Below are 14381 nucleotides of genomic sequence, written 5' to 3' on the forward strand. Positions count from 1 at the left end.
CCCTTGTTTAGCAAAATTTATTAATGTATATTAAAACTATACATTCTATAAATTAAATTTATACTAAAATCATCTTAAGATTTTATTAAAACGTAAAGGAGTTATTTTATGACATCATATGCAAAGGTTGTAGTTAAAGGATCTCCTATAACTAAATCAAACTTTAAGCTTCATAATAAAGATGGAAGAGCCATACTTCCTTATAATACAGGTAAATATCACGATAGATATGCATTATATGAACAAGAAATTGCTTACGTAGCAAGAGTTCAAAATCCTAATGTAGTCTTTACAGAAAGTTTAATTGCAATACTCAAAGTTTATTATAAAAGTGAAAAGAGACATCCAGATACTATAAATATCTCAAAAAGTATATTTGATGGTATTGAAAAAAGTGGTCTTATAGTTAATGATGCTCAAATAGTTAAAATAATAGTTGAAGAATATTATGATAAAGAAGATCCAAGATTTGAACTTGAACTTTATCCATTAAGCAAATTTTCTTTATCCTTTTCAATTGAAGAAAGGAAAGACGAAATAACACCTACAACATATTCTTCTTTAAAAAAATCTCCTATTAAAAAGAAAGAAAAAATTAATACTATAAATACAACTATTTCTCAAAGTAACGTTTGTGAAATTTGTAATAAAAAGCTTTCTTTAAATGACTGTATAAAAGCAAATAAGGGCAAAACATTAATATGTAAGAGTTGCTTTAATAAATTGTTCTAAATGGAGGTGATTTTATGAATCAAAACAATCCAGATTTAATTTTAATTGGTGATAGCCTAACATTTGGTTATGGAGTTTCCAAAAAAGATTCTTGGGTATATAAGTTACAAGAAAAATTTACGTCTAAAATTATCTTAAATAAAGGAATAAATGGAGATACAACTTCTTCTATGTTAACTAGATATTATAAAGATGTTTTAAGTAAAAACCCTAAAAAAATATTTATTATGGGTGGTACTAATGATTTATTATGCGGACGTAATGTTGACTATATAGTTAAAAATTTAGAACTAATGATTAAAGAAGGCTTGGAAAATAATTCTGAAATTATAATTGGAATTCCTCCAATTATAATAAAAGATTTGGCTGAAACTTTATTTATGCCTTCTAATTATTATAAATATTGTGATGAAAATTTATCATCTCTTAGAAGTCATATTATAAATTTACAAAAAAAATATCCTTTCAAATATGTTGATTTTTATACTTTAACTAAAAATCATACATTATCTGAAAAGATATTTTTAGATGGTATTCATTTAAATATAAAAGGAAATCTTTTATTATTTAAATGCTTCTTGGATATACTTTGATGCTGCAACTCCAGCATCATATCCATCTATATCCTTCATATTGATGCATTTATCACCATATATAATATTTCCACAAGCGAATAATCCCCTTTTAGATGTTTCATAATTATCTGTCATAGGAGTATTCATTTCTTTATTTATCTCAAGATTAAGCTTATTTACAGATCCAAGTTCAGGATAATATCCTACTGATAAAAATAATGAATCACAGTCTATTTCTTCTATACACCCTTTTATTTTATTAAATATTTTAACTTTATTTATTCTCTTATTTCCATCAATATCTATAAGTTTTGCACTTTCAATAACATTTATATCAAAACCTTCAATTATATCTCTATCTTCATCTGTAATATTAAATCCACTTTCTTCATCAATTATAAGTGCTGCTACTTTTCCGCCTTCTATCTCTACTCGCCTAGCTACTATCAAAGCCCACTTATTTTTAGCTATAATTACTGGATTTTTTCCTGGAAGTAATCCTTCAAAATTTATAAATCTATGAGCATTTCCTATTGTAAATATACCTGTAAATTTATTAGTAGGTGTTAGAACATTTCCAGCATATCTTTCTCTACACCCTGTAGCTAAAATAACTGCATCAGCTAACACATCACATATCCCTTCTCTTTCATTAACATAAGTTATTATATTATCTTCTGATATATTTACTACTGTAGTCTTTTTTTTAATATTAAAATCAAATTTAGATAATTTTATTTTAATAAATTCAATAAATTCAGGTCCTGTAACAGAACACTCTAAATATTTTTTTGCAAAATCATTATGAATACACTGCTTTAGTATACCGCCAAGTTCTTCTTCACGTTCTATAAGTAATACTTTTTTTATACCATTTTCCAAGGCTGCAAGAGCTGCTGTCATTCCTGCTATTCCACCACCAACAACTACTAAATCATATTTTCTCAAATTTAACTCCATCTCCTTATTTATTACTTAATCTCTTGGAACTACAACTTTTATAGCTTTATCAACTATTTCAAAATTTATTTCATTTAAAGCCACTATTTCACCATCTATATTCACTATAATATCATCTTTTGATTTTACTCTCATTTTTTTAACCTTTGTATAAATTATTTCCTCAATGCCACTAACATCTTTCCCAGTAACAACTTTAGGTAAAAATCTTATAATTCTATGTAGCCTTGGCTTTTTTATAGCATATATATCAAGCAATCCATCATCTATTATTGCATTTGGAGCTATTTTTATTCCTCCCCCATAGCATTTACCATTGGCAACAGCAATAAGATACATATCATTTTTTATTATTTTATTATCTATTTCAAACTCTAAATTCATATGACCAAATGTAAATAGGGTCTTTATAAGAGAAATTCCATAAGCCATAGAACCTGTTATAAGCTTATGCTTTTTATATTGCCTAGCATTATTAACTACACACGCATCAAAGCCTACAGATGCTATATTTAAAAAATATCTATCATTTACTTTAGCAACATCAATGTACTTCTCTTTTCCATGTATTAGTTTTTCTAAAATCTTCTCAACTTCTAAATTTCCATACAAAGTTCTTGCAAAATCATTTCCTGACCCAGCTGGAATTATAGCAAGTGAACTCTCAGACCCAACTACACCATTTAAAACCTCATTTAAAGTTCCATCACCACCAATGGAATAAACTCTACATTTTTCCTTTTTTACTATATCTTTTACCTTTTTAGTAGCCTCGCCAGATTCTTCTGTAATTATTATTTCATATGGCTCGTCTATATTTTTAAATAAGTCTCTTATCATATATTCAAAGTATATAGCTTTTCCTTTACCCGCTATGGGATTAATAACAAAAATATGCTTCATCTATTATGTGCACTCCATTTATCTTTTATATTTTTATAACTCTTTTACTATTCATAATTTCAACTATTGTATACATATTTGAAATTTCTCCAATTAATAATTGCTCTTTTAATCCATAGAAATCTAAACATGTTCCACAACTTATTATTTTAACACCTTTTTTCTCTAGTTCTCTTACACTTTCTATAACTTCAGATCCTTCTGTAACTAATTTAACTCCAGCATTTAAAAACACAATTTCTTCTGGTATATCAGTAGCTTCTGTTAAAGCATACATATAACTCTTCATAAGAGTTTCTCCTAATCTATCATCACCATCACCCATTTTATCAGTTGTTATTATTATTGAAAATGTATCTTTTTTTTCTGAAACTACTTCAGCTGATTTCTTTGTTATTTTGATTTTAAAAAGATCTCCTTCTAAAGTGCTATTAACAGTAAACCCTGCATTTTCTGCAAATCTTGTTACATTGTTATTTGCAATCTCATTATCTACTGTTACAATAGCTTCACCACTTTCTATTGAATCAAAATATTTTTTTGTTTCAATTACTGGTTTAGGACATGCAAGTCCAATACAATTAATATTTTTCATAACCAAACACCTCTCTATTTTTTAATTATTATATTTTTAATAATATTATACACTATTTTTTATATTATTTTTCCCTTGTTATATTTTAACACTATTCGACACTTATTGATTAAATATATGCCTTATAATATAATTTTATATGACTATATCATGAGAGGTGAATAAATGAAAAAATTTTTCCAGAAATTGAATATTTCTTTAAATAAAGATACAGTATTTAGACTTATATTATTTTTAATACCACTATTTTCAATAGTACTAAAAGGTATATTATTTCAAGGATTTATAAATAATACAAATCCTTATTATTTAAATTTTCATTTAGGATTTTTAAATGCTAATAACTTTTTAAACTATTATTACGCTTTTGCATTAATATTTTTAAGTTTTTCATTATTATTTAAAGGTAAAGGAAGAGTTATTTATTTGTTTATTATTGATGCATTAGTAACTGTATTAATATTAACTGATATTACATATTTTAGAGGATTTTTAACAGTTCCTTCAGTCCTTATATTAACTCAAACAGCAAATTTAGATAATATGTCTGGTAGTATATTTTCAATGTTTAGTGGTTATGATTTATTATTTTTAATTGATTTTGTTGTTCTTGGAATATATGTATTCTTAACAAGAAAATCTTATGTGAGGGTTCAAAAAAGAGCTATAAAATCATTTTTACTAACATTAATACTTCCAATAATATTTATACTTTATGTTCCTTTTAATCTTTATGTTCTAGGAAATAAAGATGTTAAAAACTCATATCTTTTTGATAATTACGATCCAACAAATACAGTTAAATATTTTTCATCTGTTGGATATCATATAATGGATGCTATTAATGTTTACAAGGATTCAAAACCATACAAATTATCAGAAGAAGATAAAAATCAAATAAATAATTATTATAAGTTTAAAAATGAAAATCTACCTAATAACAAATATTATGGTATGTATAAAGGTAAAAACTTAATAGTTATACAAGTTGAATCTCTTGAAAGTTTTGTTTTAGGACAAACTATTAATGGTAAAAAAATAACTCCTGTTATGGATAAATTAATAAAAGATGGTATATACTTTCCTAATATATGTGAACAAGTTAATGAAGGTACAAGTTCAGATTCAGATTTAATGGTTAATACATCAATGTTACCTCTTAGGAGAGGTTCAACATTCTTCAGATATCCTAATAGAGTTTATAATTCAATGCCTTTAATACTTGGAAACGAAGGATATACAAGCGAAGCTATACATCCAGATAAAGGTTCTTTCTGGAATTATAAAAATGGATTAACTGGAATTGGATTTAATAAATTTACTGATTTCTATTCATTTAATCCTGATGAAATTATTGGTTTAGGATTAAGTGATAAATCATATTTTAGACAAGTTGTTCCTATGCTTGAAAAATTAAAGCAACCTTTCTATGCTTTTACTGTAACACTTACAAATCATGGACCATTTGATTTGCCAGAAAGTATGAGAAAGTTCAAATTAGACCCTGAACTTGATAAGACTGAACTTGGTGGATATTTTGAAAGTGTTCACTATACAGATACGCAAATTGGTTACTTCTTAAGCTTACTTGATAAAGCAGGAATTTTAGATAATACTGTTATTGCAATAGAAGGCGATCATACTGGAGTTCATAAATATTATCAACATAGTATAGATACCTTATCTCACAAAGAAAATTGGTATTCAAATAATGGTGTTCCAACAATACCACTTATTATATATAATAAAGAAAAAACTGTAGGTAAAACCTTTGATACAATAGGCGGTCAAATCGATATAATGCCAACTTTATTATATACTCTTGGTATTCCTAGAGAAAAATATGAGAATACTGCACTTGGTAGAAATTTATTAAATACCAATAGAAATTATGCAGTTTTAAATAATGGAAAACTTATTGGTGATACTAAAAACCTTTCAAAAAAAGACATTGAACTTATTGAAGGTTCGCTAGAAATGTCTGATAAAATGATTAGAGCAGATTATTTTAATAATAAATAACAAAAGTAGTAACTACTTAATATTAAGTAGTTACTACTTTTTATATTAACTATTATCTTTTACTCTTTTTAATTTTCTTTTCTTATTTAATCTTGCCATTATAATTATAAAGCAAATAATACCCAATAAGCTTATTGCATACTTATGTATAAAATTCCATATTGAATTTTCATTTGCTCCAATATAATAACCAAATACTAACAATGCAGAGTTAGTTAATAAAATTCCAACTATAGTATATTTAATAAATAATCTTTTTTTCATTTTATTAGCCCCTGCTAATATTGATACATAAGTACGGGCAAATGGAATTAATCTAGCTATTAAAATAGCATATTTACCATATTCATCAAATATTCTTTCAACCTTTTCTGAAATATTTTTATTTCTTTTATTTTTATTTTTAAATTTATTTACAATTCTTTCTCCAAGCCAAATACCTAAACCATAACTAAATACTGATGAACATAACTCTCCTAAAAATGTAAATAGTAAAGCCATCTGAAAATTATAAATTCCTTTTGATATTGATAATCCAATAAAGGGTAATAGAACTTCTGTTGGTAATAATATACTCATTATAAATACCCCTATGTAACCTAAATGACCTGCCAAATGTTCTACAATAGATATAAAATTCATTTACCCACCTCCCTATTTTAATATATCATTTATTTATTAACGTATAATAAACAAAAAAATAAAGGACTATGTCAAATTTATTTTGCATAGTCCTTTAACTTTTTTAATTATTCACCTGCTACTGATAATTCTTTTACAAACACTGATGGTGAACCAAAGCTAGACATTGGGAATTTTATATCATCACAGACTTCTTCTATATCTTTTAATAAAGTAAAGAAATTACCAGCCACAGTTATCTGCTCTACTGGATATGATTTTTTTCCGTCTTCTATCATAAATCCTTTAGCAGCTAATGAAAATTCTCCTGTTATAGCATTAGCCCCTGCGTGCAATCCTGAAAATTCTGTTATTATAAGCCCTTCTCCTAACTCACTTAAAAGCTTATCAAAGTTTTTATTACCATTTTCTATATAGAAATTTGTAGGTCCAACACTTACTGGTGATGCATATGAATTTTTAAATCCATTTCCTGTTGATTTTATTGAAGCTTTATAAGCAGTTTTTAAATTATGAAGTAATGTTTTAAGCTCTCCATTAGATACTAACTCTTTCTTAATTGTCTTAACACCTTCATCATCAAATCCAACTGATGCTAATCCATCTTGCAATAATGGATTATCAATTATAGTGACCTTATTTGATGCTATAATTTCTCCTTCTTTATCTTTTAAAAGAGATATTCCTTTTTGTGCTGAGTCAGCATCAAACACTGACCAAAAGGCTTGTAATAAAGAAACCATTGCTTCATTTTTTATTACTATTTTATATTTACCGGATTTAATTGATTTTGCATCAACTTTTTCCATAGCCTCATCTACAGCTTGTTTAGCTATCTTTTTAGGATTTACATCTGAAACCTTTTTAGCCATTGCATAACCAAACCCGTCGTACTTTCTTTCATCTATATCAACTACTGGTACAACATAAGCTGTTAATAAGTTTGATTTATCTTTAAGTTCTAGTCCTTTTGAATTCATAAGTCCATACTCAACATTTACATAGCTTATTCCACATCCTAAGAAATTAACAACTTTATCAGAATAAATCTTACATTCCTTTTCCATTGAAAGTCCTAAGTCTATAAGTTCCTTAGCATCAATATTTTCTAAATCCTTGTGATAATTTTCTACCTTTTCGTAATTTTTATCACCTTCATATATAAATTGAATATCTTCATCTTCTATTGATAATGCAGAATCTTTAGCATTTTTCACTAGCATATTTATAGCATCTTCATCTATTATTTCAGTATAAGAATATCCCATCTTTCCATCTAGTTTTGCTCTAAATGAAACTCCAAATGATTTATTTAAATTATATTTTTCAACCTCTTCTTTATATATATTTATACTTAAACTTTCTTTATTAGAGAAATATATTTCAAATTCATCTAATCCTTCTTTTCTTGCTTTATCAAATAACTTATTCTTAAACTCATTAAATTCCATAATTACACCTCCCTATCTTCCGCCTACTGTTATTTCTTTTAATCTAATCATTGGTTGACCAACATTTACAGGAATACTACCTGATGATGATCCACACATACCTTGTGCTTGACATATATTACTTCCAACCATATCTATATTCATTAATATTTCACTACCTTTGCCTATAAGGCTGGCCCCTCTAACAGGTTCTACTATTGCACCATTTTTCACCAAGTAACCTTCTGATACAGAGAAATTAAATTCTCCAGTTACAGGATTTACAGAACCTCCACCAAGCTTTTTAGCATAAAGACCATTATCTATTGATTTTATTATATCTTCTGGCTTATCACTTCCAGCAGCTATATAAGTATTAGTCATTCTTGAAGTTGGGGCAAACTTATAGCTTTGTCTTCTTCCATTTCCTGTTGGTTCCATTCCCATTCTTCTTCCATTTAATTTATCAATCATATATCCCTTTAATATACCATTCTCAATTAATACATTTTTTCTTGACTTTGTACCTTCATCATCAATATTAATAGAACCCCATGCATTTTCTATAGTACCATCATCAATTGCTGTTACTTTAGCTGATGCTATTTGTTCACCTATCTTGCCTGCAAATTCTGAATTTCCCTTAGCAACTGAAGTAGCCTCTAATGAATGTCCACATGCCTCATGGAATAAAACTCCACCAAATCCATTATCGATTGCAACTGTCATCTTTCCAGCTGGACAATCTTTTGCATTTAACATTGTAACAGCAGTTCTTGCTGCTTCTAATGCATACATTTCAGGATCTATTTCATCTTTAAACATCTCAAAACCTCTAGACCTTCCTGGTCCTTCAAATCCCATTTGATTTTCTCCATTTTTTGATGCAACTGCACTTATACCAAGTCTTGTTCTAACTCTTCTATCTTGAAGACAAATACCATCTGTATTTGCTATTAAAATCTTTTGATCTTTATCAGCATAACTAACGCTTACTTTACTTATTTCATTACTATAATCTTTAGCTTTATTGTAAGCAAGCTTCATAACTCCAATTTTTTTAGCATATTCTATTTCTTGTGGATAATATTTTATTATATGTTTATTTGGAACCCATATAGAATCATTTACAATTATATCTTTTTCTTCTTTTAAATCTCCTAGAGCAAGTGCTGCCTTATAAGCTGTATCTAATAAACTATTAAGTGAATTATCATTTGTATATGCATAAACACTTTTTAACCCCTTAAATATTCTTATTCCAACGCCATAGCTTCTTCCACCTATGGCACTTTCAACTTTATTATCTAAAATACTAAGAGAATTACTTATACTGTCTTCTACATATATTTCAGCAAAATCTCCCCCTGTTATCATACACTTTGATAACACAAGACCTATAGTTTGTTTTGATAACATTTTTTCTTTCCCTCCTTATTTAAAATAACTATGTTATTTACCTGTTTTATTTACTTGTTTTTGATATTCATTAAATGTATTTCCCCAATAATCTACATAATCACCTTCACACCATTGTGCCATTATTACTTTTTCACCTTTTTTAAGTTTGAATTCTTTAACTGGTGTTGATAATTTATTATTTGAGGTATTAAAAACTATTAATTTATCATCTAAAATAACAATTGCTAATTTTCCATCTGGTGAAGTATACGCATCTTTTATTAAAGGTATATCATTTTTTAAAATTTTCCAAGGTATTAATAATGAATCATATCTTACTAGATTAACTGGTGGTTGAATTGATATTTTATAATCATACTTATCACCATCTAATGAAGATGGTGATATTCTTCCTTCCATTCTCCAATTACCATTTTCTCTAACAACACCAAAATTACTGTAATCTATATATTTTTTTACCTTTTCTTGTTGATCCTTTGTTAACTTGTGATATGCGTTTGTATAATCCTTATTATAAGTTAAATTGTATTTTTTTGAAAATATATCTTGAAATGCTAATGATTTATCTGAAAATAAGTTATCTAATGGAATCATTTCATATTGAGTATATTTATTTTCAAAATTATTACCAGTATAAATTTCTGTTGATATATAATTATCACCTATATAATTTAAGCCTCTATAAACATTAGACTTTTCATTAATAAAATTCTTTTCTTTATCTTCTATTGTAATTTGACTTTTTTTATCTATTGCATTTGCAACAAAATATTCTTTATGATAACCGTTGGTATCAATACTATTTTTTGATAAAGTCCATATTCCAGATTTTCTCGGAAATATTATACCATTAACAGACTCAATTGGTTGAATCTTATCTTTCTTTGCGCTTATCCAAAGGGTTCTATATTTTTCATCTGTATATGTTCCATCTTCTTTTAATTTTCTTGGTTCCTTAAAAGTTATATAAAGACCTTTATCTGTATTATAATCATTGTAATTAACACTTTTTTTATCTGGAATATTTTTTGCATTAAATGCATCTTCTGAAACATTACTTATCCATTTAACATTTAATAAAACCCCTTGATAGTATATAAAACTTTCATTCTTATTAACATAAAAAAATTCAAAAATATTATTATTTTTATCTGATGCAGATATTACATTTAATTCACTGTTATTAATACCCAAATCCCTTACAATAAAGTTATTTTGATATGATATAACATAATCTCCTTTTACAACTTTTAATTTATATCTTACACCATCATAAGTTTTAGTATCTATATTAATATTATGTTCGCCAATATCAATATATTTATCTTCAATATCATCAACTTCTCCTAATGAATACATATTTTTATCTAACACCTTATAATCTTTTACTTGCCATCTTCCTAATATAATTAAATCTTTATTTTGAGGAGCCTTTAATTCCATCATATTATTTATATCAATACTATTACATCCAGTTAAAGAAAACATTAATATTATTATAAATATAGCTTTAATCCATCTAAATCTCATATAACTTCTCCTCATTACTTTCTTTAGGAATAACAATCTTTATTTGTGTTCCAACATATAATTCACTATTTATTATTAATGTTCCATTATGTAATTTTACTATTTCATCAGCTATTGATAATCCTATACCTGCGTTAGAATTTGCATTACTCCCTTTATAAAATTTCTCCTTAACTCTTTCTAACTCATTCTCACTTATCCCACATCCATTATCAGTAACTTCTATTATTATATTTTTAACATCTTCTGAAAATTTAACTTCTATCAATCCCTGTTCTTGAGTAAATTTAAATGAATTATCTATTATATTTATAAGAACTTGCTTCATTCTATCAATATCAATATTAATATTAGGAGTTTTTATCGAATTATATACATGAAAATTTATATTTTCTTTTTCAGCTCTTGGAGTCATATATAATTCAATATAACTTGCAAAATGAGAAATATTAACTAAAGTTTTATTAAGAGATATTTTATTATTTATAAGCCTTGAAAAATCTAATAACTCTTCAACCATTGAAGATAATCTATCTGTTTCTTTTTCAAGTATATCAAATCCTAATTTTAAAGTTTCTCTATCAGTGTTTTCATTATTTAAAGTTATTACCCATCCTTTTATAGCTGTAAGCGGTGTTCTAAGTTCATGTGATACAGATGATATAAAATCATTTTTCATTTTTTCTCTTTGGTCAAGTTCTTCTGCCATATAATCTAAAGTATTTGCAAGCTGACCAATTTCATCTTTTGAGTCAAAATTGCTTCTAGCTTTTAAATCTCCACTTGCCATTTTTTTTGCTATGTTTTTTAACTTTAATATAGGATTAACTATATTTCTAGCCATAATTATACTTATAACTACACCTATAATTAATACTAAAATTGATATACCTATAAAAAAACTCATTATAGATGCTATAGATTCATTAACCTCTTTTAAAGAAGTTACATATCTTATAGCTCCTATTACTTTTCCATTTACCTCTATTGGCTTAGTTACTGCCATAACATTATATGGAGAGTATCTTACCTTTCCAACCCAGTCGCTACTTTCTCCACTTAATGCTTTCCTTATCTGTTGTTTACTTTCATCAGATATTTCATTACTACCTATAGAATCCATAATAAGACGACCTTTATTATCAAATATTTGAACTTGTGCAGTGGTTTGATTCCAGAAAGCATCAACATTATCATATACATTAAGTTCTAGTGATGTATTAGAGTAATATCTATCATAAAAATTAATAGCTAAATCTATTTGATTAGTTAATATAGTTTGTATATTTTTATAATAATATTGTCTAACAAATACCATTAATAATATATCCAATATAACTATTGTTGAGAAAACAACTATTATAAAGTTTCTTATCATCTTATTCTTTATGCTTTTCATATATTATCCTTTCCATCTATATCCTATCCCCCAAACAGTCTCTATAAACTGTGGGTTAGATGAATCCTTTTCAATTTTTGCTCTTAATCTTCTAATATTTACATCAATTATTTTTGGATCTCCAAAATAATTATATCCCCATACACTATTTAATAACTCATCTCTTGAAAAAGCCTTATTAGGATTCTCAATAAATGTTTTCATTATTAAATATTCTTTTGGAGTAAGTTCTATCTCTACACCATCTTTTGTTATCTTTTGAGAATATAGATTTATTACAAATGGTCCATTAACCAATTCTTCTACAACTTTCCCTTCTTTGCTCTCTATTCTTCTTAAAATTGCTTTTATTCTAAGAACAACTTCTAATGGATTAAATGGCTTTACTATATAATCATCAGCACCATATTCTAGTCCCATTATTTTATCCATATCTTGCCCTTTTGCAGTTAACATTATAATCCCCATTTCTGGGAACTCCTCTCTTAATTTACTACATACTTGAAATCCATCTATTCCTGGCAACATAACATCTAAAACAGCTACAGAAGGTTTCTCCTCAATAGCTTTTTTTATTCCATCTTCTCCATTGCTAGCTTCAATTATTTCAAATCCATTCCTAGCTAAATTTATCTTTAAAAAACCTCTTATACTCACTTCATCTTCTACTAATAATATTTTAGCCAATATTAACCACACCTCTTTCTATTTTCAAAAAAGAAGCTTAATAATTTAAGCTTCTTTTAATATTATAGTCTATATTTTTTATTCTTAATATACAATTATTTCACTTTACCTATTAAAATAAAATTAAATTATTTCATTGTTCTAAACTCATATCCTTTGCTTTTAAAATATTCTATTATTTCTGGAAGAGCTTCAACTGTTGTTTCCTTTTGATAAGTATCATGCATTAAAAATACAATACTATCAGCTTTATCACCTAACTTTTCTACTGAATCTTTTGTTTCAGCCAATAATTGTGCCTTACTTTTATGACCACCATTTGCAGCATCACCATTTAATGCATTCCAATCTACAATTTCTATACCTTTTTTATCTAATATAGGTCTTATCTTCTCTCTTCCATTCCAAGACCAATAACCACCTGGAAACCTTACAACTCTAGTTGAAAAATCCTTTCCTAAATATTCTTTTAATAAATCATTTGTTTTATTATATTCTCCCATAAAATTATTTGTATTTATTACTCTATTAGGATATAAATATCTATAATCATGACTATAACTATGATTAGCTATAGCATGTCCATTTGATGCTATTCTCTTTAAAATCTTTTTTGTTACTTCTGGATTTGAAGTAATACTTTTACCCATAACAAAAAATGTTCCTTTAATATTATATTTATCCAATATATTTAAAACATTGGGAGTATTAGTAGTTGATGGACCATCATCGAATGTTAAATATACAACTTTTTTCCCATCATCTCTAACAGGGTAATGTAGCTCACCCTTCATAATACCTTGAGTTCTATTTGCCACAATCTTTGCATCATCTGCATTAGAATCTTGTTCTAATAGTAAATATCCTGAATTATCTAAATCTACATTTTCCTCAACTCCTGAAGATAAATTTGATTTTTCACCATTACCTTTTTCTTTCCCACCATCTTGAGCAAGAGCTTGTTCATTTTTATTATTTGATGAAATTGCAGAATAAATAGCCATAGCACCAATTACTAATAAAATAGTAATTCCTAATATTAATAGACTTTGTTTTATTTGTATTTTAATTGTTTTTTTATCTGAGTTTCTCTTTATCGCCATACCTAAATTTCCCCCTAGTTTATTTACATTATAAGTATACTAACATAAAATGTAGTTTACTATTACAAAATAATTAATATCTATTACATTTTTGTAATAGTTTGTCTTATTATATATTAAACTGTATATTAGATTATACGTTATTATTTATATATTTAATATATTATTTTTAAGCAAAAAAAAATAAGCCCGTAAGCTTATTTAAATTGGCTCCGCGAAGAGGATTCGAACCTCCAACCTATCGGTTAACAGCCGAGTGCTCCACCGTTGAGCTATCGCGGATTATTAATTTTGTTCTCTGAAAATTGCACATGACTTTTGTTGATCGTTTTTATTGGTCAAGCCCTCGACCTATTAGTATCAGTCAGCTGAACATGTTAC

At 26.7% G+C, this 14381-nt stretch carries 13 protein-coding genes and 1 tRNA gene; 3 read left to right on the forward strand and 11 right to left on the reverse strand.

Annotation, left to right across the window (positions count from 1 at the left end; genetic code table 11):
• Positions 1–108: 108 nt before the first annotated feature.
• Positions 109–732 (forward strand): RusA family crossover junction endodeoxyribonuclease, encoded by a 624-nt coding sequence (locus AC4FQW_RS07195; RefSeq protein ID WP_491148108.1) that lies wholly within the window; start codon positions 109–111, stop codon positions 730–732.
• A gap of 14 nt (positions 733–746) precedes the next feature.
• Positions 747–1325 (forward strand): GDSL-type esterase/lipase family protein, encoded by a 579-nt coding sequence (locus tag AC4FQW_RS07200; RefSeq protein ID WP_491148110.1) that lies wholly within the window; start codon positions 747–749, stop codon positions 1323–1325.
• Here the strand turns inward: AC4FQW_RS07200 and AC4FQW_RS07205 are convergent.
• Genes AC4FQW_RS07205 through yedF form a run of 3 tightly spaced genes read right to left on the reverse strand, consistent with a single transcriptional unit; the run spans position 1296 to position 3765 of the window.
• Complete coding sequence (locus AC4FQW_RS07205) at positions 1296–2255, reverse strand: NAD(P)/FAD-dependent oxidoreductase (RefSeq protein ID WP_491148111.1); 960 nt, start codon at positions 2253–2255, stop codon at positions 1296–1298. The two genes, AC4FQW_RS07200 and AC4FQW_RS07205, sit on opposite strands and share 30 nt — an antisense overlap.
• Before the next feature lie 27 nt (positions 2256–2282).
• Positions 2283–3170, reverse strand: a complete 888-nt coding sequence (locus AC4FQW_RS07210; RefSeq protein ID WP_491148113.1) for a diacylglycerol/lipid kinase family protein — start codon at positions 3168–3170, stop codon at positions 2283–2285.
• 25 nt (positions 3171–3195) lie between these two features.
• A complete protein-coding gene (gene yedF / locus AC4FQW_RS07215) occupies positions 3196–3765 on the reverse strand; it encodes a sulfurtransferase-like selenium metabolism protein YedF (RefSeq protein ID WP_491148115.1) in 570 nt (189 codons plus the stop codon).
• Positions 3766–3930: 165 nt separating this feature from the next.
• Between yedF and AC4FQW_RS07220 the strand changes: the two genes are divergently transcribed.
• On the forward strand, positions 3931–5787 hold the full coding sequence (locus tag AC4FQW_RS07220) for an LTA synthase family protein (RefSeq protein WP_303129761.1): 1857 nt from the start codon (positions 3931–3933) through the stop codon (positions 5785–5787).
• 45 nt (positions 5788–5832) lie between these two features.
• On the opposite strand, the gene AC4FQW_RS07225 is transcribed toward AC4FQW_RS07220, so the two are convergent.
• The 8 genes from AC4FQW_RS07225 to AC4FQW_RS07260 form a co-directional block, all read right to left on the reverse strand.
• On the reverse strand, positions 5833–6429 hold the full coding sequence (locus tag AC4FQW_RS07225) for a DedA family protein (RefSeq protein WP_303129758.1): 597 nt from the start codon (positions 6427–6429) through the stop codon (positions 5833–5835).
• A 107-nt stretch (positions 6430–6536) separates the two neighbouring features.
• Positions 6537–7880: a TldD/PmbA family protein gene (locus tag AC4FQW_RS07230; protein ID WP_491148117.1), complete on the reverse strand. Its 1344-nt coding sequence runs from the start codon at positions 7878–7880 to the stop codon at positions 6537–6539.
• Between the two features lie 12 nt (positions 7881–7892).
• On the reverse strand, positions 7893–9278 hold the full coding sequence (locus tag AC4FQW_RS07235) for a TldD/PmbA family protein (RefSeq protein ID WP_491148119.1): 1386 nt from the start codon (positions 9276–9278) through the stop codon (positions 7893–7895).
• A 33-nt stretch (positions 9279–9311) separates the two neighbouring features.
• Entirely contained in the window at positions 9312–10811 is a 1500-nt protein-coding gene (locus AC4FQW_RS07240; RefSeq protein WP_303129750.1) for a hypothetical protein, read from the reverse strand.
• Positions 10801–12210: a sensor histidine kinase gene (locus tag AC4FQW_RS07245; RefSeq protein ID WP_491148121.1), complete on the reverse strand. Its 1410-nt coding sequence runs from the start codon at positions 12208–12210 to the stop codon at positions 10801–10803. Before AC4FQW_RS07245 ends, AC4FQW_RS07240 begins: the two co-directional genes overlap by 11 nt.
• A gap of 3 nt (positions 12211–12213) precedes the next feature.
• Positions 12214–12897: a response regulator transcription factor gene (locus AC4FQW_RS07250; RefSeq protein WP_303129744.1), complete on the reverse strand. Its 684-nt coding sequence runs from the start codon at positions 12895–12897 to the stop codon at positions 12214–12216.
• 128 nt (positions 12898–13025) lie between these two features.
• Positions 13026–14000 carry a polysaccharide deacetylase family protein gene (locus AC4FQW_RS07255; RefSeq protein WP_303129742.1) on the reverse strand — a complete coding sequence of 325 codons (975 nt, stop codon included), beginning with the start codon at positions 13998–14000 and terminating at the stop codon, positions 13026–13028.
• Positions 14001–14207: 207 nt separating this feature from the next.
• Positions 14208–14282 (reverse strand) — tRNA-Asn (locus tag AC4FQW_RS07260).
• Positions 14283–14381: the final 99 nt, after the last annotated feature.

The sequence above is a fragment of the Clostridium sp. TJA085 genome, assembly GCF_058310235.1.